General features: G+C 55.8%; 23 protein-coding genes. 11 read left to right on the top strand and 12 right to left on the bottom strand.

Going from position 1 to position 25,879, the window contains the following annotated elements:
* The first annotated feature begins 6 nt into the window (after positions 1 to 6).
* Positions 7 to 1,344 carry a sigma-54-dependent transcriptional regulator gene (locus tag FHS72_RS05430; protein ID WP_183526782.1) on the top strand — a complete coding sequence of 446 codons (1,338 nt, stop codon included), beginning with the start codon at positions 7 to 9 and terminating at the stop codon, positions 1,342 to 1,344.
* Here FHS72_RS05430 and FHS72_RS05425 read toward each other — a convergent pair whose 3' ends face one another.
* Positions 1,345 to 1,656, bottom strand: a complete 312-nt coding sequence (locus FHS72_RS05425) for a hypothetical protein (protein WP_183526780.1) — start codon at positions 1,654 to 1,656, stop codon at positions 1,345 to 1,347.
* A 440-nt stretch (positions 1,657 to 2,096) separates the two neighbouring features.
* Between FHS72_RS05425 and FHS72_RS05420 the strand changes: the two genes are divergently transcribed.
* Positions 2,097 to 5,036: an Rne/Rng family ribonuclease gene (locus FHS72_RS05420; RefSeq protein ID WP_425511113.1), complete on the top strand. Its 2,940-nt coding sequence runs from the start codon at positions 2,097 to 2,099 to the stop codon at positions 5,034 to 5,036.
* 172 nt (positions 5,037 to 5,208) lie between these two features.
* Here the strand turns inward: FHS72_RS05420 and FHS72_RS05415 are convergent, their stop codons facing one another.
* Positions 5,209 to 5,439 (bottom strand): sulfurtransferase TusA family protein, encoded by a 231-nt coding sequence (locus tag FHS72_RS05415; protein ID WP_183527598.1) that lies wholly within the window; start codon positions 5,437 to 5,439, stop codon positions 5,209 to 5,211.
* Positions 5,440 to 5,548: 109 nt separating this feature from the next.
* On the opposite strand from FHS72_RS05415, the gene FHS72_RS05410 reads away from it, so the two are divergent.
* From FHS72_RS05410 to FHS72_RS05395, 4 genes are all read left to right on the top strand, one after another.
* Positions 5,549 to 6,304, top strand: a complete 756-nt coding sequence (locus FHS72_RS05410; RefSeq protein ID WP_183526774.1) for a cytochrome c biogenesis CcdA family protein — start codon at positions 5,549 to 5,551, stop codon at positions 6,302 to 6,304.
* 66 nt (positions 6,305 to 6,370) lie between these two features.
* Positions 6,371 to 7,609, top strand: a complete 1,239-nt coding sequence (locus tag FHS72_RS05405; RefSeq protein WP_183526770.1) for a hypothetical protein — start codon at positions 6,371 to 6,373, stop codon at positions 7,607 to 7,609.
* Positions 7,606 to 8,970 carry a cytochrome P450 gene (locus tag FHS72_RS05400; RefSeq protein ID WP_183526767.1) on the top strand — a complete coding sequence of 455 codons (1,365 nt, stop codon included), beginning with the start codon at positions 7,606 to 7,608 and terminating at the stop codon, positions 8,968 to 8,970. Before FHS72_RS05405 ends, FHS72_RS05400 begins: the two co-directional genes overlap by 4 nt.
* Positions 8,971 to 9,111: 141 nt before the next feature.
* A complete protein-coding gene (locus tag FHS72_RS05395) occupies positions 9,112 to 9,351 on the top strand; it encodes a hypothetical protein (protein WP_183526751.1) in 240 nt (79 codons plus the stop codon).
* Here the strand turns inward: FHS72_RS05395 and FHS72_RS05390 are convergent.
* The 8 genes from FHS72_RS05390 to mepK form a co-directional block, all read right to left on the bottom strand.
* Positions 9,330 to 9,569, bottom strand: a complete 240-nt coding sequence (locus FHS72_RS05390) for a ribbon-helix-helix domain-containing protein (protein ID WP_183526749.1) — start codon at positions 9,567 to 9,569, stop codon at positions 9,330 to 9,332. The two genes, FHS72_RS05395 and FHS72_RS05390, sit on opposite strands and share 22 nt — an antisense overlap.
* A complete protein-coding gene (locus FHS72_RS05385) occupies positions 9,559 to 9,738 on the bottom strand; it encodes a DUF4169 family protein (RefSeq protein WP_183526747.1) in 180 nt (59 codons plus the stop codon). Before FHS72_RS05385 ends, FHS72_RS05390 begins: the two co-directional genes overlap by 11 nt.
* 87 nt (positions 9,739 to 9,825) lie before the next feature.
* Positions 9,826 to 11,217, bottom strand: a complete 1,392-nt coding sequence (gene fumC / locus FHS72_RS05380; protein WP_183526745.1) for a class II fumarate hydratase — start codon at positions 11,215 to 11,217, stop codon at positions 9,826 to 9,828.
* Between the two features lie 78 nt (positions 11,218 to 11,295).
* Positions 11,296 to 11,775, bottom strand: a complete 480-nt coding sequence (locus FHS72_RS05375) for an SspB family protein (protein ID WP_246414511.1) — start codon at positions 11,773 to 11,775, stop codon at positions 11,296 to 11,298.
* Between the two features lie 127 nt (positions 11,776 to 11,902).
* Positions 11,903 to 13,141, bottom strand: a complete 1,239-nt coding sequence (gene chrA / locus FHS72_RS05370; RefSeq protein ID WP_183526741.1) for a chromate efflux transporter — start codon at positions 13,139 to 13,141, stop codon at positions 11,903 to 11,905.
* A gap of 65 nt (positions 13,142 to 13,206) precedes the next feature.
* On the bottom strand, positions 13,207 to 13,857 hold the full coding sequence (locus tag FHS72_RS05365; protein ID WP_183526738.1) for a DUF1194 domain-containing protein: 651 nt from the start codon (positions 13,855 to 13,857) through the stop codon (positions 13,207 to 13,209).
* 38 nt (positions 13,858 to 13,895) lie between these two features.
* Complete coding sequence (locus tag FHS72_RS05360) at positions 13,896 to 16,508, bottom strand: peroxidase family protein (RefSeq protein WP_183526736.1); 2,613 nt, start codon at positions 16,506 to 16,508, stop codon at positions 13,896 to 13,898.
* 157 nt (positions 16,509 to 16,665) lie between these two features.
* The gene (gene mepK, locus FHS72_RS05355) at positions 16,666 to 17,235 is read right to left on the bottom strand and encodes a peptidoglycan L,D-endopeptidase MepK (protein WP_183526734.1); all 570 of its coding nucleotides are present in this window, start codon (positions 17,233 to 17,235) and stop codon (positions 16,666 to 16,668) included.
* A 305-nt stretch (positions 17,236 to 17,540) separates the two neighbouring features.
* Here mepK and FHS72_RS05350 point away from each other — a divergent pair, with 305 nt between their 5' ends.
* From FHS72_RS05350 to FHS72_RS05335, 4 genes are read left to right on the top strand one after another with little or no spacing between them, the layout of a single operon-like run.
* Positions 17,541 to 19,157, top strand: a complete 1,617-nt coding sequence (locus tag FHS72_RS05350) for a L,D-transpeptidase family protein (RefSeq protein ID WP_183526732.1) — start codon at positions 17,541 to 17,543, stop codon at positions 19,155 to 19,157.
* Positions 19,158 to 19,204: 47 nt separating this feature from the next.
* The gene (locus FHS72_RS05345) at positions 19,205 to 20,287 is read left to right on the top strand and encodes a UDP-3-O-(3-hydroxymyristoyl)glucosamine N-acyltransferase (protein WP_183526731.1); all 1,083 of its coding nucleotides are present in this window, start codon (positions 19,205 to 19,207) and stop codon (positions 20,285 to 20,287) included.
* Between the two features lie 30 nt (positions 20,288 to 20,317).
* On the top strand, positions 20,318 to 20,575 hold the full coding sequence (locus FHS72_RS05340) for an acyl carrier protein (RefSeq protein ID WP_425511109.1): 258 nt from the start codon (positions 20,318 to 20,320) through the stop codon (positions 20,573 to 20,575).
* Positions 20,576 to 20,579: 4 nt separating this feature from the next.
* Positions 20,580 to 21,788 (top strand): beta-ketoacyl-[acyl-carrier-protein] synthase family protein, encoded by a 1,209-nt coding sequence (locus FHS72_RS05335; protein ID WP_183526727.1) that lies wholly within the window; start codon positions 20,580 to 20,582, stop codon positions 21,786 to 21,788.
* Between the two features lie 53 nt (positions 21,789 to 21,841).
* Here FHS72_RS05335 and FHS72_RS05330 read toward each other — a convergent pair whose 3' ends face one another.
* Positions 21,842 to 22,525: an invasion associated locus B family protein gene (locus FHS72_RS05330; protein WP_183526725.1), complete on the bottom strand. Its 684-nt coding sequence runs from the start codon at positions 22,523 to 22,525 to the stop codon at positions 21,842 to 21,844.
* Positions 22,526 to 22,960: 435 nt separating this feature from the next.
* Here FHS72_RS05330 and FHS72_RS05325 point away from each other — a divergent pair, with 435 nt between their 5' ends.
* The gene (locus tag FHS72_RS05325) at positions 22,961 to 24,502 is read left to right on the top strand and encodes a helicase HerA-like domain-containing protein (RefSeq protein WP_183526723.1); all 1,542 of its coding nucleotides are present in this window, start codon (positions 22,961 to 22,963) and stop codon (positions 24,500 to 24,502) included.
* A gap of 71 nt (positions 24,503 to 24,573) precedes the next feature.
* Here FHS72_RS05325 and FHS72_RS05320 read toward each other — a convergent pair whose 3' ends face one another.
* Entirely contained in the window at positions 24,574 to 25,875 is a 1,302-nt protein-coding gene (locus FHS72_RS05320; protein WP_183526720.1) for an HlyC/CorC family transporter, read from the bottom strand.
* Between the last annotated feature and the right edge of the window lie 4 nt (positions 25,876 to 25,879).

The raw sequence follows: 25,879 nt of genomic DNA, 5'->3' as shown, positions 1-25,879 counted from the left end.
AATCCGATGAGCAAGGCCATGAAGATCGCCATTGTTGATGATGAAAAAGATATGCGGCAGTCGATTTCCCAGTGGTTGGCACTGTCTGGGTTCGACACGGAAACTTACGCCAGCGCCGAAGATGCGCTGAAGGCGCTGACGCCCGATTTTCCGGGCATTGTTGTCAGTGACATCAAAATGCCGGGTATGGACGGGATGCAATTCCTGAAAAAACTCAAAGGCGTCGACAGCTCTTTGCCTGTCATCATGATCACGGGTCATGGCGATGTGCCAATGGCTGTTGAGGCGATGCGCGTTGGTGCGTTTGATTTCCTTGAAAAGCCGTTCAACCCTGACCGGATGACGGAACTAGCGAAACGCGCCACAAACGCACGGCGTTTGACGCTGGATAACCGCGTGCTGCGTCGTGAATTGTCCGATGGCTCTGCGATCATCAAGAAACTGATTGGTCAGTCGCCGGTGATGGAACGTCTGAAAGAAGACATTCTCGATCTGGGTCAGGCTGATGGTCATGTGCTGATTGAGGGCGAAACGGGTACGGGCAAAACGCTTGTGGCACACGCGCTGCATGCTGTTGGGGCGCGGGCGTCGAAGATGTTCAACCTCGTGTCCTGTTCTGCCTTTGATGAGGACAGTCTTGGCCGCCGTCTGTTCGGCCCTGCTGACGAAGGCGAGCCGATCCCCGCAATTGAAGCTGCACGTGGCGGCACGCTTGTGTTGGAAGATGTCGAGGTTCTGTCAGACAAGCTTCAAGCCCGTTTGCTGACTGCGATCAACGAGCAAGGCACACCAGCCGAAACGCGTATTGTCGCGATTTGTAACCTGCAAGAGCAGGACAAAACCTGCGAAAGCGTGCTGCGTCCTGACCTGTTCTATCGCCTTGCAGCCTTGCGGATCACGGTCCCACCATTGCGCCAGCGCGGCGAAGATATCCTGACCTTGTTTACCCGTCTGGGCGAGCAGTTCGCGGATGAATACGGCTGTGACGCGCCAGAAGTCACAGCACAAGAAGCGGCACAATTGTTGCAGGCCCCTTGGCCGGGCAATGTGCGTCAACTGATTAACGTGGCCGAACGCGCGGTGCTTCAGAACCGTCGTGGCACAGGGTCAATCGCGTCGCTGTTGATGTCGGACACCGAAGAGGTGAAACCCGCGATGACAACCGAAGGCAAACCGCTCAAGGAATTTGTCGAAGCGTTTGAACGGATGCTGATCGACAACACAATGCGCCGCCACAAAGGGTCAATCGTTGCTGTGATGGACGAATTGTGCCTGCCACGCCGGACTTTGAACGAGAAAATGGCCAAGTACGGCTTGCAGCGTTCGGATTATCTGGCGGCTTGATTAGTCGACTTCGGTTATCGTGATGAAATCATATTTGGCAGGATCAATAGGCCGGTCCTGCCAGAAATACCGACGCACCCCGACGTCCTGACCGGCGGTGATGGTGCACCGCACCGACCAGCCAATCGCATATTGGGCGCGGTAATCGGTGACATTAGGGCAGGCGTAGTCCAGCGTCGTCAGGTCACAGGCATCCCCATAGCAAATCTGATACGCAGGTGCGTCATCGGGATTCTCAAGAAAGCTCGCACAGCCCGCTTGTGCCGCGTTCGGTAACAGCCAAATACCGAAAATCGTTAAGATACGTTTCATTTTATAGCTCTCTGTCCTGTGGATAAAAGTGCGTGTTCGGTTCAGATGTAACGACTTCGTATACTTTGTGATTGTAATTTGTAACGATGCCACACTATATATGGCATACGGGAGTGCCACGAGATGGATCGTTGTGACCCCGGTGAGATTCTCTGACAGGTAGATCGGGGCCAATGCGCCCCATATCTGATCAGCTGATTTGGCGGAAACGCCAACATAACGCCCTGGGCAAGAGATCACATCAACCGCACGGGCCTTGAACGGGTGTCGCACAATCGCGATGCCGGAGACCAACGCGATGCAAAGCGCGCCATATACAAGCAACGACCTGTGTGCCCCGAGGGGCCGTGTCGACGCTTACGCGCACATCGCCAACATCAGACACATCATAAGGACGCTTGCCCCCCCGGGGGACGCTCTTTTGCAATGTGCGAATGGATATCATGAAGAAAATGCTAATCGATGCAACGCACGCGGAAGAAACCCGCGTCGTTGTCGTAGACGGAAACAAAGTAGAGGAGTTTGATTTCGAGAGCCAGTTCAAGCGTCAGCTTGCTGGGAACATCTATCTCGCCAAAGTAACACGGGTTGAACCGTCGTTGCAGGCCGCGTTTGTGGACTATGGTGGCAATCGCCACGGGTTCCTCGCGTTCTCCGAAATCCACCCTGACTATTACCAAATCCCTGTGGCTGACCGCGAAGCATTGCTCGCTGAAGAAAAAGCCTATGCGGAAAGCCTCAAGGCTGAATCCGAAGAACAGGACGACGAAAAGCCAAAACCAAAACGCCGCCGCCGGAGTCGTGCGAAGGCTGCTGATGCTGTGTCCGATGATGCGGTAGCAACTGCCGAAGTCAGCGGGATGGAAACGATTGATCTGGACGAGAACGACGAGAGCGAAGAAGGCTCTTCTCCGATGGAATTGGTCGCAGAAACGCCAGTAGAGACACCATCCGCTGATGATGATGACGCAGAAGATGCGGTGGTTGTGGATGATGCAGTTGTGGCAGACGCGCCTTCTAACGACACTTCATCAGACGAAGACGCATCCGAGGATGACGATTCTGACGACGACCACGATGATGACGACGCGGAAACGGGCAAAGACGCCACTTCCAAAGACGACAGCATCGAAAGCGTTGCTGAAGAAGACGACACCGACGAAGTCCGCCCTGTGCGTAAACCACGTCCAAAGCGGTACAAAATCCAAGAAGTGGTCAAGGTACGCCAGATCCTTTTGATCCAGGTTGTGAAAGAAGAACGCGGTAACAAAGGCGCTGCCCTGACGACTTATCTGTCGCTGGCTGGTCGCTACTGTGTGCTGATGCCAAACACAGCACGTGGCGGCGGAATTTCCCGCAAGATCACCAACGCTGCTGACCGTAAGAAACTGAAAGAAATCGCAAATTCCATGACCGTGCCAGAAGGCGCAGGTCTGATCATCCGGACTGCGGGTTCCCAACGGACCAAAGCCGAGATCAAACGCGACTACGAATACCTGCAACGGATGTGGGAACAAATCCGCGAACTGACCCTAAAATCTATTGCACCTGCAAAGATTTACGAGGAAGGCGATCTGATTAAACGCTCGATCCGCGATCTCTATAACAAAGACATCGACGAAGTGATCGTTGCTGGTGAAGAGGGCTATAAAACAGCCAAGACCTTCATGAAAATGATCATGCCGTCGCACGCCAAAAACGTGAAACACTACGGCGAGCAACTGCCGCTTTATGCGCGCTATCAGGTCGAAACCTACCTCGGTGGGATGTTCAACCCGACGGTGCAATTGCCGTCCGGTGGCTACATCGTGATCGGGATCACAGAGGCGCTTGTCGCGATTGACGTGAACTCTGGTCGTGCAACGAAGGAAGGCTCGATCGAGCAAACCGCGTTGAAAACCAACCTTGAGGCCGCTGATGAAGTCGCGCGTCAGTTGCGCTTGCGTGACTTGGCTGGCTTGATCGTCATCGACTTTATCGACATGGACGAACGCCGCAACAACATCTCTGTTGAAAAGCGGATGAAAGACAAACTCAAGACGGATCGCGCCCGTATTCAGGTCGGTCGGATTTCCGGCTTTGGCCTGATGGAAATGTCGCGCCAACGTCTGCGTCCGGGTATGCTTGAGGCGACAACACAGATGTGTTCGCATTGCCACGGCACGGGTCTGCTGCGGTCTGACGATAACGTCGCATTGTCGATCCTGCGCGCCCTCGAAGAAGAAGGCACGCGCGGCCGCACCAAAGAAGTACTGGTGCGCGCACCTATCGCCATCGCCAACTTCTTGATGAACGGCAAACGCGAACATATCGGTGATATCGAAGCCCGCCACGGCATGTCCGTGCGGATCGAATGTGACATGTCGCTGACGTCACCTGACTTCGCGATTGAAAAGTTCAAGACGGCGACGCGCGTTGTCCCAGAGGCCGCACCAGTAGTGGTGTCGTCTGTGATGATGGACGACGACGATGATGTCGAATTGTTGGGTATGACCGACGACGAGGATGACGCAGAAACAGAAGCAACGACAGCGACCAAATCCGAAGCGGTTGGTGATGCGACCTCCGAAGATTCTGCCGAAGACCAACCACGGCGCAAGCGGCGTCGGCGTCGGCGGCGGCGGGGTGGCGGCGGTAACGGCGACGCTCAGAATGGTGAAAACCAGTCCGAGGATAGCCAGAACGCAGAAGGTCAGAATGCTGATACGCAAAACACTGATGGCGATAATAGCGAGGCTCCGGCCGTAGCTGATGCGTCCTTAGATGGTGATGCAGTTGTGACTGACGCGGCGACCGATGCGCCTGCGACCGAAGACAAGCCAAAGCGGACACGCACACGGCGTTCGCGCAAAAAGGTGGACGCGGCTGAAACTGATGCGGCGACTGCTGAAACGGATGCGACGACAGCTGATGCGCCTGCGCAAGACGCCCCAGCGACGGACGAACCCGTAGCAGAGGAAAAACCAAAGCCGAAGCGGCGTAGTCGGGCGAAAAAGCCTGTGGTTGTAGAAGAGACTGCTGAGGCAGGCACAGAGGCTGTACCTGCGGAAGAATCTGCACCAGTCGAAGCGGCAGAAGCTGAGGAAAAGCCAAAGCCGAAACGCCGCAGCCGTGCGAAAAAGGTAGCGCCTGTCGAAGAGGCACCAGCGGTCGAGACACCAGTGGCTGAAGCACCTGTTGCCGAAACACCCGCGGTTGAAGCGCCAGCGCCAGCCGTAGATGCTGCGCCAGTGGTTGAGACTCCTGCACCGGAACCAGAAGTGGTCGCAGAAAAGGCGCCAGAGCCGGCTCCACAACCTGAGCCAACACCAGCGCCAGAGGCCGAAGCGGACGATCCCGATAAGCCGAAACGCAAAGGTTGGTGGTCGTTAGGCCGCTAAGACATCAAAATGGCCAGTGCATCACGCGCTGGCCATTTTTCTTTGGACGGTGACGATTGTGAGCCCATCGATTTTTCGCGAAAAATCGCAACGCCCGAAACAACCGCCCATTCCTTAAGTTCGGCGACGAATCACATACCTAGCCAAGCCCGCGATTTTTCGCGAAAAATCGTTACTTGCAGCGGATTGTGAAGGTTAAAACACCGTTGTTTTCGGATTGCTCCAACAACGTATGCCCAGACTCAGCACAGAAATGCGGCACGTCAATTATGGCCGCCGGATCATCCGCGATCATCTCTAAAATCTGCCCAGACGTCAGGCCAGACAGGCGTTTGCGCGCCTTCAGTACGGGCAGGGGGCAGAGCAATCCAAGGGCGTCGAGCGTGTGATCTGGTGTTGTCATGCGCATGGATTAGGTCTGATGTTTCAAAAAGTCCACAGACTTGTGACGAGCAACATCGTGACGCCGCCGCTTTTGCCGCGTAGGCATGTGCCAAGGAGATCCACGCCACATGTTAGAAGCCACCCTTATCCTCGATGCGACCCTGTTACCCGCGATCCTGATCGCAATTTCCGCAGGTCTGTTGTCGTTTCTGTCGCCCTGCGTGTTACCGATTGTGCCACCGTATCTGGCGTATATGGGCGGCGTGTCGATGGGCGAAATGGATCACAACAGCGCGGCGCGTAGGCGCGTTTTGCTGGCGGCGGTGTTCTTTGTGCTTGGCCTGTCCACGGTGTTCCTGCTGTTGGGCTTCGCATTCTCTGCACTAGGCCGCACGTTTCTACAATTCCAAGACTGGTTTTTGATGATCGCTGGCGTGATCGTGATGATCTTCGGGGCGCATTTTGTCGGCGTGTTCCGCATCGGTTTTCTCGACCGCGAAGCCCGCGTCGACATCGGTGACAAAGGCGGCTCGGCGATGGGGGCCTATATCTTGGGCCTCGCGTTTGCCTTTGGCTGGACGCCATGTTTGGGACCAATCCTGGGCACGATCCTTGGCCTTGCAGCATCAGAAGCAGACGTCACACGCGGCACCGTGCTGCTTGCGTTCTACGCGCTTGGGCTCGGCATTCCATTCCTGCTGGTCGCCGCATTCTTCCCGCGTCTCAAAGGCGTGATGGCGTGGATGAAACGCCATATGGAACGGATCGAACGCACCTCTGGCCTTCTCTTGTGGACCGTCGGCTTGATGATGATCACCGGACAATTCGCAGCAATGAGCTACTGGATGCTAGAAGCATTTCCCGCACTCGCCAGTTTCGGCTAAAAGGCTTATTTTTGCCGAAGTTACCCGCTATGCTTTGCAAAACGCCGACAGCATAACAGGCAAAATATGACGAGTAATGTAGGTTCACAACAGGTCAAACGGCGCAAGGTTTTCTATATTCCTGGCTACGACCCTATCCATCCGCGCCGCTACCGCGAGCTATACCGCAAAGAAGGTGCAGCCCAAGCGCAAATCAGCGGCTACGAAATAGGCATCACGCCGAAGTTGAAGGCGAAAAACTTTGGCTGGAACGCGGCGGCCACGATTGATGACCAGTCTGTCGAGGCTAATATCGACGTGCTGCTCTGGTCCGATATCGTGCGCGACAGCATGTCCAATTCGATCCCCGCGACCTACTGGCAACTGACCCGCACCGCGTGGACCTATGTCACGACAGGTGCCTTGGGGCGGCTGATGAAAATGCGCAAAGGCCCTGTGATTGCAGCACTTTATCCGGTTGGTATGTTGCTATTGCAACTGCTCGTTTCGATCGCATTCGCTCTTTTAGTTTTCAAGGCGTTTGTCTGGTTGGGATCATTAGTGATTGCCACGCAGGTCGTCTCGTGGGCGGCGCTAGGGCTTGGACTAGTTGCATTCATCTGGCTCATGCGCTGGTTCAAAGCCAAAGACGGAAAGTTTTTCGCCTATTACCTGATGCACGACTATTCTTATTCTGCACGTTGGAAGGGTGCGAATCCTCCTCTGTTAGAAGAGCGGATGAGCGTATTTGCCGATCAAATCGCAGCGGCATTCAAGACGGATGTGGACGAAGTACTGGTGGTCGGCCATTCATCCGGCGCGCACCTCAGCGTGTCGATCCTCGCCGATCTAATCCGCGCGGGCCGCGTGCCTGCAAACGGTCCATCGCTCGGGTTCCTATCGCTGGGTCAAGTCGTCCCGATGGTGTCGTTCCTACCCGAAGCCAAGCGGTTGCGCGGCGACCTCGCGTTCCTCAGTACGCAAGACGCGCTGACATGGGTCGACGTAACAGCCCCCGGCGACGGCTGCGCGTTTGCGCTTTGCGATCCCGTGGCGGTGTCTGGCGTCGCGCCTGCAGACAAACGCTGGCCACTGGTCGTGTCTGCGGCCTTTACGCAGACCCTCAAGCCCGAGACATGGAAGGCATTACGCTGGCGGTATTTTCGCCTACATTTCCAGTACTTATGCGCCTTTGATAATCCAGGTGACTTCGATTATTTCCAGATCACCTGCGGCCCAATCACCTTGGCAGACCGCTACCGCGACCGTGCGCCATCGCAAAGCCGGATCACGCAACCCTTGTCAAAATTCACGTCAGTTCAATGACGCTCCCGCCAAAACCCCCGTCGCGGCCCGATCGCGTGTCACTGTGGCGCTACCTAAAATTGTTCCGCGCAGACATCCTTTCAGCGCAACCCGCAAAGCTGTACCGCGCATGGATGGCAGAGTTTAAGACCCCGTTTTTCCAGAGTTATTTGATCAATGACCATACGTTGATCAAACGGGTTTTACACGAACGCCCCGATGATTTCCCAAAATCAGACCGCATCGGCGCGGGGCTGCGTCCTTTGCTTGGCAACTCGGTGTTTTTGACCAACGGTGACGTTTGGAAACGGCAACGCCGCATCATTGATCCTGCATTCGAAGGCGGGCGCCTGCGTGACACGTTCCCTGCAATTTGGGCATCAGGCGAGGCGGCTGTTGCGCGTCTTGCTCCACACGCCGATGGGCAACCTTTTGAAATTGAATCCGAAACAAGCCACGCTGCAGCCGATGTTATCTTTCGGACGTTGTTTTCCATTCCGATTGAAAACGAGACTGCAACAAAGGTTTTTCACGAGTTCAAAGCGTATCAGCGGACTCAACCGATCTTGAATTTGGCTGCATTCGTGAGGGGGCCATCATGGATGCCGCGCTTTTTCCGTAAGGACACAAAACAGGCCGCGAAATCTATCCGTGCGCTGATCACGACGCTCACCCAAGATCGCCTAAATCAGATTAAGAACGGGCCAGTACCCGATGATCTTGCTACGAAAATTATGACAACAGCTGATCCCGAAACGGGTGAGAAGTTCGATGTTCCGGAAATGGTCGATCAGGTCGCGATTTTCTTTTTGGCGGGACACGAAACCAGCGCATCTGCACTGGCTTGGACGCTATATTTACTAGCAATGTATCCCGAATGGCAGAATAAGATCGCCGCAGAAGCCGCTGAAATAACACAAGATTTCTCAAAACTCTCGACGCTGAAGCAAACGCGGGATGTGTTTCGCGAAGGGCTGCGTTTGTATCCGCCCGTGCCAATGATGGTACGCGAGTCTACGAAGCCCGAAGAATTCAGAGGACGTAACATTAAGGTTGGTGCGCAAGTCGTTGTTTCGCCTTGGCATTTACATCGACAGTCACGGCTTTGGGACAACCCTGATGGCTTTGATCCGACGCGATGGGCCACGGAAAACGGCAAGAAATGCCAACGCGAGGCGTATTTACCATTCTCATCAGGGCCGCGGGTTTGCACGGGCGCGGGCTTTGCCATGATCGAAGGTGTGGTGCTGCTGGCGCAATTGGTGCGGGCGTATCGCTTTGAAATCGTTGAAGAACGCGTGCCAGTGCCAGTCGCGCATCTGACGGTGCGATCAAAAGACGGGATTTGGCTACGCATCACGCCACGGTCTGAGGAGCTTTAGCGTCGTTTATTTATTTTTGTAATTCGGTGCTGCGTTAACCGATTTTTGAGAGTCGGGGCGCTAAAACTAAGCTGCAACTAAAAAGCTGCGTTTAGTGAAAGCCGCGACACTTCGGTGCCGCACGGACGTTTAGGAATATGTATGTTAGTAGGTAGTTCAGAGGGTATTTTGGGCAAGTTAACTGGAATTAGTCAGCGTATTCGGTTGATCGGGGCGACGTCGGAACAGGCGCTTTATGCGCGGACATATGTGAAACGTTTACCGGACCCCGTGATGTCGACGCCAAATAGTGCGCGAGATTACCAATTGTCACACGTGCGCTTAGAGCAGGACAGCGCGTCTTTGATCCTGCAGGGGCATCATTCTGGCAGGCGGTCCTGAAGGTCGCGCACCACGAATACCCGTATCGCTGAGGCCAAGCCGATATCGCCGCGTTGCGCGTCGATTTCGCGCGCGAGGTCGTTGATTGGTTGACTGCGCCGCGTGGCAATGTCGCGAAAGGCATTCCAGAAAATATCTTCTAGCGACACGCTGGTACGGTGCCCCGCAAGCGTGAGCGACCGTTTCACGGGTCTGCCGCTGAACAATTCAGTCGTCATCGAATTTCAACGCGTCGAGCCGCGCAGAGGCCTGTTTTGATTGGGTAACTTCCAACAGACGCTGCGCCTTCGTCCGGCCAAATTTGGTGGAATTGGCATCTGATTGTGCTTTGTCGCCGGTACGCGCTTTAGCCTTGCGAGCTTTGTTCAGGTTAATCGGTATCGTCATGATGGTGCCCCAAAGTAAGAACGCGCGCCCCTAAAATCAGGGACGCGCGTTCAGAGATGACAGTGCGGTCGTATTGCCGCAAGCCGTTTATTTCGGCCCGATCATATCTTCTGGGCGCACGACTTTTTCAAAGGTTTCTTCATCGACGAAACCAAGCGCGATGGCTTCTTCCTTCAACGTGGTCCCGTTTTTGTGCGCCGTTTTCGCAACCGTTGTTGCGTTGTCGTAGCCGATAGTCGGGGCCAATGCCGTGACCAACATCAGCGATTCCCGCATCAGTTTTTCGATCCGCTCTTCATTTGCAGTGATACCCAACACGCAGTTATCGGTAAAGGCGCTGGATGCGTCACCGATAAGCTGCATTGATTGCAACACGTTATAGGCCATCATCGGCTTCATCACGTTCAATTCAAAGTGACCTTGCGATCCGGCGAAACCGACAGCCGCGTCGTTGCCCATGACATGGGCGCAGACTTGGGTGATAGCTTCGACCTGTGTCGGGTTCACTTTGCCGGGCATGATGGATGAACCGGGCTCATTTTCTGGCAACATCAACTCGCCCAAGCCGCAGCGCGGGCCTGACCCCAGCATGCGAATGTCGGCGGCAATTTTGTAGAGGCTGGCAGCGACAGTTTTCAAAGCGCCGGACATTTCAACAAGCGCATCGTGACCTGCAAGCGCCTCGAACTTATTGGGTGCTGTGATAAAGGGCAGGCCGGTGATTTCAGCCATTTCGGCCGCGACAGTTTCGCCCCAGCCAACAGGTGTGTTCAGGCCGGTGCCGACAGCTGTACCGCCTTGCGCGAGTTCGTAAATCGCTGGCAACGCTTGTTTAATCCGGCGGATGCCCATGGCGACCTGATGTACGTAGCCCGAGAATTCTTGGCCCAATGTCAGCGGCGTGGCGTCCATTGTGTGGGTCCGACCGATCTTGATGATGTGGTCGAATTCTTTTTGTTTTTGCTCAAGTGCGGCGTGCAATTTGGCCAAACCTGGCAGCAAAACGTCGTGCGCTGTGGTCGCGACGGCGATGTGCATTGCTGTGGGGAATGTGTCGTTTGACGACTGGCCCATGTTGCAGTGATCGTTGGGGTGCACCGGATCTTTGGAGCCGATTGTGCCGCCAAGCATTTCAATTGCGCGGTTTGAGATGACTTCGTTGGCGTTCATGTTTGATTGTGTGCCAGAGCCTGTTTGCCAGACGACCAGCGGGAAGTGATCGTCGAGTTTGCCTGCGACCACTTCGGATGCGGCGTCTACAATCGCGTCGGCGATTTTCGCATCGAGCTTGCCGCGTGCTTTGTTTGCAGTGGCGCAGGCTTGTTTGATCACGCCCAATGCGCGGACGATGGCGACGGGCTGTTTTTCCCAGCCAATCGGAAAGTTCATGATCGAACGCTGTGTTTGCGCGCCCCAATACCGGTCCGCTTGGACCTCCAATGGGCCAAAGCTGTCGGATTCAGTACGGGTGGCAGTCATGGGACGCTCCAATAATGTAAAGTATGCGGTTGTATACCGATTAGGCCGCAAAGCGACCCTCGGCAAGCCTGAAAGCTATTATTTACGGAATTGATCTAGGCTGACGACATCAGCGTCTTTGCGTTCGGTGGCCGGATCATCTTTTTCGGGCTCGACCATTTCTTGCATCGGGGCCTCTGGAATGGTGTCGATGTTATCCGTGTCATCGGCATCGTCGTCATCATCTTCCTCTTCGGACTGGGTTTCAAACCGCAGCCCAAATTCGACGGATGGATCAACAAAGGTCTGGATGCTGTCATACGGAATATACAGCGGCTCTGGATTTTCGCCAAAGTTAAGGGTGATGCTAAAGCCTTCGTCGGTGACGTCGAGGTTGTCGAACCAATGCTGAATCACGACGGTCATTTCACCCGGATAACGATCCGATAGCCAATCCGCGATTTCTACATCGGGGTGCATCGTGTCGAAGGTGATGAAAAAGTGGTGGTCCCCCGGCAGGCCGTTTTCGGCAATGTCAGTCAGAACTTGTTGGATCAGGCCACGCATGGCCCGGTGCATCAGGTTTCCATAGTCAATGGTGCGTGAAGCAGGAGTACGGGTCACGGGTGTCGCGTCCTTTGTGTCATAATGTTGCATCCAGCATACGGGATTCGAAGTGGGATGAAAGGGGTGGCCTGCGATCCAGTCAGATCATTGCGACCACGGCACTGATTGTCGCACAGATGAATAGCACCCAAAGTAGGTTTAGGTGACGGATCAAAAGCAGATATCCAGCCAATATAGCAAGGGCCACAGCCACGGGTTGCACCGTGCTCAGGTCCGGTAAAAGGCTGGTTATCGGGCCGGCAGAAAATGGCGTAACGGTTTGAAAAAATACATGCAGGGCAAACCAGACCGATAGGTTTGCAATGACGCCAACAACAGCGGCGGTGATCGCGGCGAGTGCTGCGTTCAGCCTTGGTTGTTGCTCTAGCCAGTCGATCAACGGCGCGCCCGCGAAAATCCAGATGAAGCAGGGGACAAACGTGACCCACAAGGTTAACGCGCCCGCGATCAGCGCAAGTGCGGTGCCGCCTTCCTGCACCGCCGCGATCATGCCGACGAATTGCGTGACAAGGATCAGCGGGCCAGGGGTGGTTTCTGCGAGGCCAAGCGCGTCCATCATTTGCGCCGTGGTCAGCCAGCCAAAATCACCCACGACGGCTTGGGTCATATAGGCCAGCACCGCGTAAGCACCGCCGAACGTCACCACTGCAAGCCACGCGAAAAACGCGCCGATGTCCGCAAGAATCGGATGGGTGATAAATGCAAAGGGGGCCGCCCAAAGCAGGCAACCGATCACGACGATGCTGGTGCTTTTGCGCCATGGAAATTTTGTGGTGGTCGGGGTCGTTTGGGCCGATGTGGATAGCCCGCCGATGATCGCTGCGATAGCGATGACCAGAGGAAACGGCAGCGCGAAAAAGAACAATGCGACAAAGGCGAACGCAGCGAGCCATCCTGACAGTTTCGTTTTCAGCGCCCGTTTTGAAACCTTGATCAGGGCCTCAATCACAATGATCACGACGGTTGCTTTCACGCCAAGGAAAACGGCTTGGACCAATGGCAGCGACCCGTATGCCCCGTAAAGCAGGGCCAGCGCCATGATCACAATCGCACCGGGAAGCACGAATAATCCGCCGCCGAGCAGCCCGCCGATGATGCCGCGTTTACGCCAACCTGCGTAGGTCGCCAATTGCATCGCTTCGGGGCCGGGTAGTAGCATGCAGAACGACAAGGCGCGTAGGAATTGGTCTTCGGTCAGCCAATCGCGTTCTTCGACCAATGATTTATGCATCAGTGCGATCTGGGCGGCGGGACCGCCAAAAGATAACAGGCCGATGCGGCCAAACACGCGGGTCAACTCGGTGTAGGTTGGGGTCATCACGGGCCTGAAATGTCAGTGAACAAAAGATTTAGGTGGATAAGTGCCGTGTCCTGCTGATCGCGTCAACCTAGGGCTTGGCTCAATTCGCGGATGATCTTGCGCCGGATCGCATCAGGATATTCGCGGTGCGTGCGAGCCGTGATCACGAATCCGTCGCGGGTGATGATTTGACGCTGGAAAAAGGACGTGATCGCGACGCCCATCGATTCAATCGCGATGCCGTTGATAGTGATGCCGTTGCGCTGTGCGAATTGACGGGCGCGGGCAGGGTCAGCACCAGCATTTGCCGTACCGTCGCCCGAAATATCGATCACGCGGCGTTTGCAATCGGGGGCGCTGTGGAACAGGTCAACGGCGTAATACATCGCTTCGGCGGGGGCGGTGTCGGACAACACAAAGGCGCGCGGAATAAGGCGGGCATCGACTGACAGGCGTTCGGCGTCCAGAGCCGAGCGAATTTGTCGCCACGCGATGCTGGTCTCTTGGCGATCTTGGCCTGACCATTGCATCACCGCGATTGCCACGTAGCCTGCGACCATTGCATCGACGATTTCGGGGTCCAGCAGTGCGTCCGCCATGCCGTCCACTTGCAATCGGTACTCTGCCGGATCGACGGAATTTGATACGTCAATCGACAGCACCAACGCCGTATCACAGGCAAACGCAGGCGCTGCGGCGATCATAAATGCGGCGATAGGGCCAAGGATTTTCATGCCTCATCGTGCAAAGCTGCGACCTGTTTGGCAACAGTTTAAGACGGCAGGATCATCCGCGCTTCGTGGAATTTCATTTGCGGGCGGGCAGACGGGCCATAGTTGATCGGGTTCACGGCGACCTGCGGGAACAATCGGAACAATTCGGCGCGGGTGGCGGCGGATAACGTGTCGAGCGCCATTGATCCGGGGTGGAAACTTTCCGACCATGCGCCGTTGCCGCAAATAACCTCGTGCTGGTCAAACGCGAGATGGATATAGGTCACGCGGTCGCGGTCTATTTGGCGAATTGTGGTGTCATTGATCAAGTGTTTCGCAGGCGCGAGCGCCTCTTTTGTGCCGCTTGCCAATTCGCAACGCCAGCCTGACAGCAACATCCGGTGCTGCGGCGACACGTCAAAAGCAGCATGTGTGCCAAGCGCATTTTCAGCGAATGAAATCGGGGCAAGATCGCCGTGGGCCGCGACAGTCGTGGTGCCAATCCAGCGGATCGCTTGTGCGCCATGATCGCGTGTGATGACCGCATCACCGACCTGTAACGTCTCGATAGGTTTGTCACCATCGGGCGTCAGGATCAAAGATCCACCGGTGAAACATGTCACGTTTTCAACACTTTGAAAGGCGAAGCTGTCACCAGTCTCAACGCCGTTAGCATCTAGATACACGATCTCGCCGTCATGCGTGTCAGGATTGCCGTCTTTGTAATCCACACGGAAACGGCTGCCTTTGACGTCCAGCGTATCGGTGCCGCTGCCGCCTTTGATAATGTCGATATCCGCGCCTGCGTTCACCGTAACAACGTCATCGCCACTGCCCAATTGCACATGCGGCGTGCTGGTATTTTCACCAATCTCGACCGTATCGTCCCCCGCGCCAGCGCGAATACGTGCGATAGTGGCAAAGTCGTCAACGGTGATCGTGTCATTCCCGCTGCCGCCAAACAGATCGCCCAGAATCTCGCCATCGCTACCGAGATAAGCCGTGTCGTCGCCGCTGCCCAAGCGCACATCACCTGTGACGGTGCCGCTGGTTTGCGTGAAATCATCGTCGCCGCTGCCAAGATGCACGTCACCATCAACAATCGTGCCACCGCGGATTGTGATGCTGTCATTCCCAGCACCTGTTTCCACGTCGCTAACGATGTGTTGCGATACCAGATCAAAGTCGTCGTCGAACACCGTCTTTTCGGGCGCGTCGGCATCGTCCAAGTTCATCGGCGTTGCTATAAACGGGTCGTCCTGCACCGCATCGACACCTGTGGTCCGCATGATGATGTCGTTCAATCCGCTGCTTTTCACCTCGGCGATGATATCAGCGCCAATGGCCGGATCGAGCTGGCCGAATTCGGGGTCGGCAGCCCTGATCCGCGTGAATTGATCGCTCACGATGTAGGTGAACATCGGGCCGAATTGCGTGTCGCCAATCGGGTCTTCGGCCAAACCGCCAACCCAAAGATCGACGTCATGCACGGTGTCGTAAACTTCGGCGAGCGCTGCCTGCTGCGCGGGATCGCTGGTGATGATCGAGAAATCAAGCGGGTCTAGGGTGTCCGGATCAATATCGCCCAACAGCGCGGCGCGCGTGTCCACGTAGCTTTGCAAACCGTGATCTTGGCCGCGCAACAGGTTCAACGCGACAAGGCTAAAGCCGGATACGCCAGCGGGCGATGAGAGGAAAAAGTTCAGATCATCCACGACCTTGGTATCGAATTCTTGCGCAGAACTAGTTAATTGCCCGCGCAAAATCGCGTCCAGATCACCTGATTTTAGTGGCTCAGCGTTAAAGAACGCATCCATGATCGCTAGATCGCCTTCGTCGGTATCGCTGCCATCGTCGTTGATACGGGGCAGGGTGCTGGACACCATCGTGTGGCCGAACCGGAATGCGGCAGTGGAAAATTCGACCGATATTTGACCGTTCACATCGGGATCGTAGCCTGTGTCGTCGCCCACAGCGTCGCCTAGCAGATGCGGCAGCCATTCGTTATAAGTGATTGATTGCACTTCATAAGAAACGATCTGTCGGGCGCTGTCGAACAATTGGTCGTCGGTCCAATCGGGATGCGCTTCGGCCAGCCGTTCAGCCCAATAATTGTGTTCGCGGGCCATGACGGTGTGCACGGATGCAAGCGCTGGGTTTTCGTTGGCGCGAATGTCGCCAGACAAAAATACCGGATCGTCAGAGGTGATGTCGCCCGCCATAAAGCTGTCAGGGTCGGCTGTCGGCATTAACCCTTTGTCAGAGGTGGGGTCGTCCGACATCCGCAATTTGCCGCCCTCGAAACTACGTAGATCATTGGTCCGCTCGGATGATGACCCGTAAATTTGGCTGCCATCAATCTGCCACGTCAACGCATTTGTCGGCACCCGTGCGCCATCCTCGCCGATGACGTATTCGGACCTCTCCAAAGGTGCGACGAGCCCGTCGGCCGTCAGAAGTTCGGCGTGGTTTTCCAGCGAGAGCGTAATGTCGTGGTCCAGAAACTGACCCCATGCGACGAACATATTGCTCAGCCCCGCAGTGTTCGGCATGTCGCCGTCCTGATCGAACAGCGTGGCCGAAATATCGACGGGATCGGTGCCTTGGACCACGGAGCCTACACCATCAGCGTAGTTCGGGTCGGTCAGGCGGATAAGCGGGTCTTTATTCACAACAAAGGGCATGGGACAGGTCACAACTTGTTAACACTTGTCCTTAGTCTCACGATTCTGTGAATGCTCAAAGGTAGATAAAACATAAAAAAGGCCCGATTATCGCGCATCTTGCGGACAATCAGGCCATTTTAATCGGTCTGTTTCTTAAGAAAGGTTAACCGCCCCAAGACCGGACTGGACCACAATCCATGTGGACGAAGTTTGAACCGGAATAACGGCCAACGCCACCAGCCGCACAAGACCGTGCCGCGTTAGAGACTTGCGCGGTTGAACGGCTTTCCAACCGCAGGTCAGCCGCTTGGCCTTGAATGTGAAGTGAGTTGCGCGCAACGCCGGATGAACGGCTGCGCAGCATCGCGTTGGTTTCTGGTGAACGGTAGCCCGACAACAACATGTAGGGTTCGTTTACATCCAACAGACGCAATGACGCGGCCATGATGTCTACGTTCCGCACGTCGATGTTGATGGTTTTGTTATTCCGCCAATCACGCATGAACGTGTTAATTTCAGCAAGGGCTTCGCCGATGTACTGGCCTTCGATCCAGTAAATCGTATCCATACGTTCACCGGTACGGCCTGAATACATACGTAGTCGGCGGACATCGCCACCACCGCGTAAAAAGCCTGCTGCATTGGAATAGGTGGGTGCCGCTGCTACAGCTGTTGCTGCAAATGCGCCTAACACGCCACGCCGGGTCATCCCCGAGGTTGTTAATTTAGTCATATCTATGCGCCTGTCCCGTCGCTCGATCTGTGTTGGCTTTTCGCCAACGATGCACTGTTCCCCCAGTTGCTCGCAATACATGTCACAATCCCGGCACCCAACCAAGTGCTTTGTAGCAAGACAGGGTTAACAAACCCAAAATCGGCGAAAATCGGCCAATTATACACGGTAATATGGAACTGTTGCGGTTGAGGCACAGGCTATTGGTGGGCGTGCCGTGCTGTTCTAAGCGTGATTAGACACCCACTATATATTGTGTTTACTCGTGCAAGGTACTGCTTTTGATAAACGTTTTGGGGAATTCGATGGGTCATTTGGTCAATGTGGCTGGCGCAAAATTGCGCAGTTTTAGTTTAGTTGCTGGTCTGGCTTTAATGGCGGGAACAGTTGCTGCCCCGATGGCGCACGCACAGGTCACTGCATTTCGTCAGGCTGTCGCGGAAACCGCTGCGCGTGATGAAGATGTTGCCGCATTCTACCGTGCGCGCAGTTTTGAAGGCATCTGGAGCGGCGATTCTGCTGTTGGCCACCGCAATGCGTTGCTGTCTGCCTTGGAAAACGCGGGCCACCACGGGCTGCCAACCAATCGCTATGATGTGGACGCGTTGATTGCTCAAATGCAGTCTGCTCGCACGCCAGCTGAACTCGGCGCTATCGAAGTTTTGTTGACTAAGACATTCCTGCAATACGCCCGCGATGTGCAATCCGGCGTCCTACGCCCCAAATCCGTAGACCCGCTGATCGTGCGTGAAGTTGTCTATACCCCGCGTCTCGATTTGTTGGCCGAATTCCGCAACAGCAACCCGACGACATTCCTGCGGTCATTGCCGCCCAGCTCACCCGAATACACCCGTTTGATCGCCGCGAAACTGCGGTTAGAGACGTTGCAAGCCAATGGCGGTTGGGGTCCAGTCGTCAATGCCGAGAAACTTGAGGTCGGATCAACTGGACCTGATGTGATCGCATTGCGCAACCGTTTGGTCGCGATGGGATACCTGGATCGCTCTGTCACCGCGTCTTATGATGCGCAGATCGTAGCAGCCGTAGAGGCGTTTCAACGTGGTCACGGCCTAGAAGTCGACGGCACCGCTGGCCCAAGCACCATTGCAGAATTGAACCGCCCGATCAGTGAACGGCTTCAGTCTATCGTTGTCGCGATGGAGCGTGAGCGTTGGTTCAACCAAGACAAAGGCGACCGCCATATCTGGGTGAACCTAGCGGATTATTCCGCGCAGATTGTGGATTTCGGCGAGGTGACTTTCACGACCCGTTCCGTAATTGGGGCCACACCGGCTGACCGCGCGACGCCAGAGTTTTCCGACGTCATGAGCCATATGGTCATCAATCCAAGTTGGTACGTTCCGCGTTCAATCGTCACCAAAGAGTACTTGCCGCAGATGCAGCGCAATCCGGGCGCTGCGGGTCAATTGCTGATTACAGATCGCAATGGCCGCACTGTGAACCGGTCCAACATCGACTTCAACCGCTACACGGCGCGGACGTTCCCGTTCTCGATGCGGCAACCTCCGTCGAATTCGAATGCGCTTGGCCTCGTGAAATTCATGTTTCCGAACCAATACAATATTTACCTGCACGACACGCCCGCCAAAAGCCTGTTTGGCCGCGAAGTTCGCGCCTTTAGCCACGGTTGTATCCGCTTGAATGACCCGTTTGATTTTGCATATGCGCTTTTGACGCCGCAAACGGATGATCCCGAAGGTCTGTTCCAACGGCTTCTGCGGTCCGGCAACGAGTCGCGCTTGAACCTAGAGCAACCTGTGCCAGTGCATCTGGTCTACCGGACTGCGTTCACAAGTAATTCCGGCCAGCTTGAATTCCGCCGCGATATCTATGACCGCGACCGTAAAATCTGGAACGCGCTGACCCGCGAAGGGGTGGCTGTTCCCGGCGTTCAAGGCTAAGTCTGTCTGAACGGCCCGCTACATGGTGGGCCAAGGGGCAGGACAAGATGACACAAACCGTAGCTGATATTGCGCGCGCATTGGGCGCTGACGTTCTTGGGGATGGTGGTGTTGTCGTGTCTGGGTTGGCCGAGCCTAGCATGGCGGGACCGGATGATCTGGCGCTGGCAATGTCGAAACGCTACGCCGATGCATTGACGGCCAGTGCCGCACAAGCGGCAGTTGTCTGGGCCGATGCGGATTGGCAAGCCTTGGGGTTGCAGGCGGCGATTGTTGTGCCGCGCCCGCGGTTGGCGATGTCCGTTCTCACGCAAATGATGGATAAGCCATTGGTCGGGCAGGGGATTCACCCCTCGGCGGTGATTGATCCTGCCGCCAAGATCGGCGCGAACGTGACGATTGGACCGTTCTGCGTGATTGGCGCGGATGCGGTGATCGGGCAGGATACGCTGTTGGCTGAACTCGTGAGCATCGGTGCAGGTGTGCAGATCGGTGCGCAAGGCATCCTGCATCCCGGCGTGCGTATTGGTCGCGATGTTGTCATTGGCGATCATGTGATTTTGCAACCAAATGTGGTGATCGGTGCGGACGGGTTTTCCTTTGTCACAGCGATGCCGTCTATTGCCGAAACGGGCAGGCGGACGCTTGGCAAAACTCCGTTTGAGGCTATTGATGACGCCACACAGCACCGCATTCATTCGCTTGGGTCCGTCGTGCTGGGCGATCATGTCGAGATCGGCGCAAATTCGACCGTTGACGCTGGCACAATCAGACCGACGCGCATCGGCAGCGGCACCAAGATCGATAATCTGGTCCAAGTCGGGCACAACGTGATCGTCGGCGAGAATTGCTTGCTTTGCGCGCAAACGGCTGTGGCGGGCTCTGCTGTGATTGGTGACCGTTCTATTTTGGGAGGAAAATCTGGTGTTGCTGACAACATTACTATTGGATCCGATTGCTTGCTCGGTGGCGCCGCGATTGTGCTGGGTGATACACCTCGTGGTCAATTTATGATGGGTTATCCCGCAAAACCGATGCTGGCCTTTCGGGCGGAGCAACGCAGTTTACGTAACGAGGCAAAAGATGCGGGCCGTCGCAAACTTGTTTCCAAACCGAACGATGATACATAACAGCGAACACCAATACCCGAGGACTTGCCCGTGAATACCCAAGACAAAGTCGTCGCAATCATTGCCGAACAAGCCTTGATGGACCCCTCCGATATCAAACTGACCGACACACCGGAAATGTTGGGGATCGACAGTATGGGGCTTGTTGAGAGTATCTTTGGTATCGAAGAAGCCTTTGATATCATCGTGCCTTTCAATGCGAACGAACCATCAGAGAGCGATTTCGACATCTCGTCAGTGGCGGCCATCGTCAAAGCAGTCGAGCGCCTTGTGGCCGCACAGGCCTAAGCGGATGCGCCGCGTTGTCATCACAGGTGCCGGCACGATCAACCCGCTGGGGCACGATGTTGCCACGACGCTAGAGGCGATGCGCGAGGGGCGTTGCGGCATTGGCCCGTTGGATATTCGCGACGTGGACCGCTTGCAGATCAAGATCGGCGGGCAAGTGCGCGATTACGACGAAACCGCACATTTCAACCGCCAACAGATCACGCTTTATGATCGCTTTACGCAATTTGCACTGCTCGCAGCACGTGAGGCGATTGGGCAATCAGGCTTGCAGTTTGACGGAGCGCTTGGCGATAAATCCGGCGTAATTCTGGGAACGTCCGGCGGTGGCCTGACCACCCAAGACGAAAACTTTCGCGCTGTTTACGAAGAAGGCAAGAACCGCGTTCACCCGTTCATCGTGCCAAAACTGATGAACAATGCTGCGGTGTCGCAGGTGTCGATGGAATGGAACCTGCGCGGCCCGTCGTTCACGGTTGCCACGGCGTGCGCGTCAAGCAATCACGCGATGGGTCAAGCCTTCAACATGGTGCGCTGCGGCATGGCCACGGCGATGGTCACAGGCGGATCAGAGTCGATGTTGTGCTTTGGCGGGATAAAGGCCTGGGAAGGGCTGCGCGTCATGTCCAAGGACGGCTGCCGCCCGTTTTCGGCCAACCGCAACGGCATGGTACAGGGCGAAGGCGCGGGCGTGTTTGTGTTCGAAGACCGCGATCACGCCATGGCGCGGGGGGCTGAGATATTATGCGAAGTTGTAGGCTTTGCAATGTGTTCTGACGCCTCTGACATTGTGATGCCGTCCAAAGAGGGTGCCGCGCGGGCGATTGCGGGCGCCGTGGCAGATGCACAAATCCCGACCAATGCCGTGGGCTACATCAACGCGCACGGCACAGCGACGGCGGCCAACGACAAGACGGAATGCGCGGCTGTCAGGGACGTGTTCGGGACGCATGCGGATGATTTGATGATCTCGTCCACGAAATCGATGCACGGCCATCTGATCGGCGGCACCGGCGCTGTGGAACTGCTTGCTTGCATTATGGCAGTGCGCGACGGGGTGATTGCGCCCACGATCAACTACGAACAACCGGACCCCGAATGTGCGCTCGACGTGGTGCCAAACACGGCCCGCGAGGCCAAGGTGGACGTGGCGATTTCGAACGCTTTTGCTTTCGGCGGGCTGAACGCAGTGATCGCACTTCGCACCGCATAAAAAAAGCGCCCTCAGTAAAACTGAAGGCGCTTTCAATAGCTTACAAGGTGATCTTATTGTGCCGCAGCGGCCAATTCGTCGTAGCCAGCCGTGAATCCGGACAGGGACACAGCCAATTCAACTGTCTCGTCTGGTGCTGCTGCTGGAACCATTGTGATGGTCGCGGCATTGCCCCGTTTGAACTGGGCCACTTCTTCTGCCGTAAAACCAACACGCGCCACGCAGCCTGCAGTGTTACAGAATGTGAACGGGTAGCGACGTGCCGCACCGCCATCTACAGCCACAGTCAATTGCTGTGTCAGCAGTGTTTCAAGCGGGGCTACGATTGTCGCGCCCGCTGCTGCACGGCCAGAGCCTGCGAGTGGGAAGAGGCTGATTTCGGCCACGGAATTGCCGCTGCTGTCCTTCAAAAGTTGGTACAACTGGCAAGGATCGTCAGTGCCTTCTTCGGCTTTCAGGCAACGGAACAACCAATCACCGGATTCGCCACGCACATACGGCTGACCAATCGCCAAATCAGCAACGGTCGGTGCTTCGGCGTTATCCAGCGGCGAGCCTAGCGACAGACCGTCAGCTGGATCAGCGTCGGTTGTTGGTGTGGCTTCAGCCTCGGTTGCTGTTTCCGGTGTTTCCGGCGCAGCTTGCTCGGTTGTGGTGTCATCTGTGGCGGTTTCCTGTGCGAAAGCAGGTGTCGCCAACATCAAGGCAATCAATAACGGTGTAGCGGTCTTCAACATGAAAATCAGTCCATTGTTTGTAGTTTGTCACGAGTTAACACGCGAAATCGCAACTGTCAGGGTCAAATCTGTCGCAGGTGGCAAAGGACTGCTGATTAGCTGAACGAGACTGTGCAAACCCCATAAGAAAAGGGCCCCTGCACGCAAGGACCCTTCTTTCGCTATCTCCCTGTCGGACTTTGCCGACTTATTGAGCGAAATTTAGGGAAGGGTTTGTGCTACGTCAACAGGTTACTTTGCGAAATACGACGGATTTGTGAGCCGAATGGTAAAACGAAGGCGGGCCAAAAATGCCGTACCCGAAGGCACGGCAAGTCTGACAGGGAGGTGACGCTGCACATCGTGGGAGGGGTAAGATGACAGTGTGTGCATTAGACCTAGCGCAAAGACGTTAAGAATGTATTTTGACGCGACAGAAAAAGGAGCACGCAGCGCATGTCTGACGGAATTTTCATTGGTGGCGGTGGTCAAGACTACGCTGAGGCGCAATCGCTGTTGTTGGATAAATCCAACAGGCATGGGCTAATCGCGGGGGCTACGGGCACTGGTAAAACGGTGACGCTGCAAATCTTGGCCGAAGGGTTTTCCGCCAATGGCGTGCCGGTGTTCCTATCGGACGTGAAGGGTGATTTGTCCGGCCTTGCGGCTGCTGGTTCGGTTGATTTCAAACTGCACGACGCCTTTATGAAACGGGCGGCCACCATCGGCTTGGACCTGCAATACGACAAATTCCCTGTCACATTTTGGGATCTCTTTGGCAAACAAGGCCACCCGATCCGTGCGACCGTCGCTGAAATGGGGCCGTTGCTGTTGTCGCGCCTGATGGAATTAACGGATGTGCAAGAGGGCGTGATGAACGTCGCCTTTCGCGTGGCCGATGAAGAAGGCTTGCCGCTGCTGGATCTGAAAGATCTGCAATCACTGCTGGTCTGGGTCGGGCAACATGCGTCCGATCTGTCCTTGCGCTACGGCAATGTGGCGACATCGTCTGTAGGTGCGATCCAACGCCAGCTTCTCGTGCTGGAGAACCAAGGCGGTACAGCCCTGTTCGGCGAACCTGCACTTGATCTCGCTGACCTGATGCGGACCGACACCGACGGGCGCGGCATCATTAACATCCTCGCGGCCGACCAACTCATGGGTAGCCCGCGGCTTTATGCAACCTTCCTGCTCTGGCTGTTGTCCGAACTGTTCGAAGTCATGCCCGAAGTCGGCAATCCCGATAAACCCAAACTGGTGTTCTTCTTTGACGAGGCCCACCTGCTGTTTGACGACGCCCCCAAAGCACTGGTGGACAAGGTCGAACAAGTCGCCCGTCTGATCCGTTCAAAAGGCGTGGGCGTCTATTTCATCACGCAAAACCCGGCCGATGTGCCTGACGACGTGCTCTCGCAATTGGGTAACCGCGTGCAACATGCGCTGCGGGCCTTCACAGCAAAAGACCGTAAAGAGTTGAAACTCGCGGCACAAACCTACCGCGATAATCCGGCCTTCGACACTGCCGCCGCGATCCAAGAGGTCGGCACAGGCGAGGCTGTTACATCCATGCTGGACGCCAAGGGCATCCCGCAAATCGTGGAACGCACGCTGATCCGTCCCCCAGCATCGCACCTTGGCCCGATCACCGCCACCGCACGCGCAGCAATCATGGCCGCCTCGCCAATGGCAGGCAAATACGACACCACAATCGACCGCGAAAGTGCGCATGAAATTCTGGCCAAACGCGCCGATGACGCCGCCAAAGCGGCTGAAAAAGCGGAAGCCGAAGAAGACCAACTCGAAGCAAAAGACCGCGAATTCAAAGCGGCCCGCCGCTACACTGGCACTGGCACCAGTGGCCGGTCCACATCGCGCAAGTCCAGCAAAGACAGCAGCTTTGGCGGGGCATTGGCATCCGTGGTGGCAAAGGAACTCAAAGGCACCACAGGCCGCCGCCTCGTTCGCGGTATCTTGGGCAGCTTGTTCAAAGGGCGCTAACCCGCACCTTCATGTCGCCAAAACAACTCCCGCCGGAGGCATCCTGTCGGTGCAACCGGCGCAGCGCCCGATCAAAGAGGCCGGATTTTCAACTCGGAAATCCGGTTTTCTTCTTTGCTCACGACCTCAAATCGGAAGCCGTGGAAGCTGAATACTTGGCCCTCAACAGGGATCATCTGTGCCTCATGGATCACCAGACCTGCGACGGTATTGGCTTCGTCGTCGGGCATGTTCCAGTCGTGCGCACGGTTTAAATCGCGGATCGTGATGCTGCCGTCGACCATATACGTGCCGTCATCGCATTGCTCGATCTGGTAGTCTTCATCGCCGTCAAATTCATCGGCAATCTCACCGACTATCTCTTCCAGAATGTCTTCGAGCGTGATCAGACCTTGCAACCCACCGTATTCGTCCACGACCAGTGCGAAATGCGTCTTGCGGCGTAGGAACTGCCGCATTTGATCATCAAGCGTGGTGGTTTCGGGTACAAAGTATGGCGCGGTGGCCACCGACATGATGTCGAATTTTTCCATCGCGTCGCTGGTGTCGGTTTCTGCAGTCAGCAGCTCGTACATCGACCGCAACACGTCTTTGGCGTGGATTACGCCGACGATGTTTTCGGGATCGTCTTTGTAGATCGGGTGCCGTGTGTTTTTGGATTGTAGGATTTGTTTTAAAATCTCGCTCGGCGGCAGCGCCGCATCCACCATTTCGATATTCGAGCGGTGCAGCATGATTTCTTCCACCGCACGGTCGTTCAGGTCCAATGCGCCCAAAATCCGGTCACGGTCTTCTTTTTCCACAAAGCCTTCGGAATGGCCCAACTGCAACGCGCCAGCGATTTCTTCACGCACCGCAAGGATATGGCTGTCAGGGTCGGTCTGCACGCCAAACATCCTCAGGATTGCGCGCACAAGCACACGCACCATCGACACGACGGGCGAAAAGACCAGCACCACAAACGCGATGGGCCGTGCGACACGCGATGCCACCAATTCGGGGTTCGTGATGGCGTAGGTCTTCGGCAACACTTCGGCAAAGATCAGCACGAGTAGCGTCATGATCAGCGTGGCGGCTGCGACCCCGTTTTGCCCGAATACTTTGGTCAGCACGGCGGTAGCCAGCGATGTGGCAAGGATGTTCACCACGTTGTTGCCCAGCAGGACTGAGCCGATCAGCCGTTCACTGTCTTCTGTTAAATCAAGTGCGGTTTCCGCGCCTTTTGATCCGCGATCCGCCGCAGAGCGTAACTTGCCCCGCGATGCCGCGGTCAGCGCGGTTTCAGACCCGGAAAAAAAGCCGGATAATGCCAGCAAAACCAAAATCGCCACGGCTGTAAACCAAAAGGCGGCGTCAAATGTCGAGGGGTCCATCAGG

This window comes from Yoonia ponticola, from assembly GCF_014199395.1.
GTDB classification, from domain to species: domain Bacteria; phylum Pseudomonadota; class Alphaproteobacteria; order Rhodobacterales; family Rhodobacteraceae; genus Yoonia; species Yoonia ponticola.
This window is presented reverse-complemented; position numbering and strand designations above follow the sequence as displayed.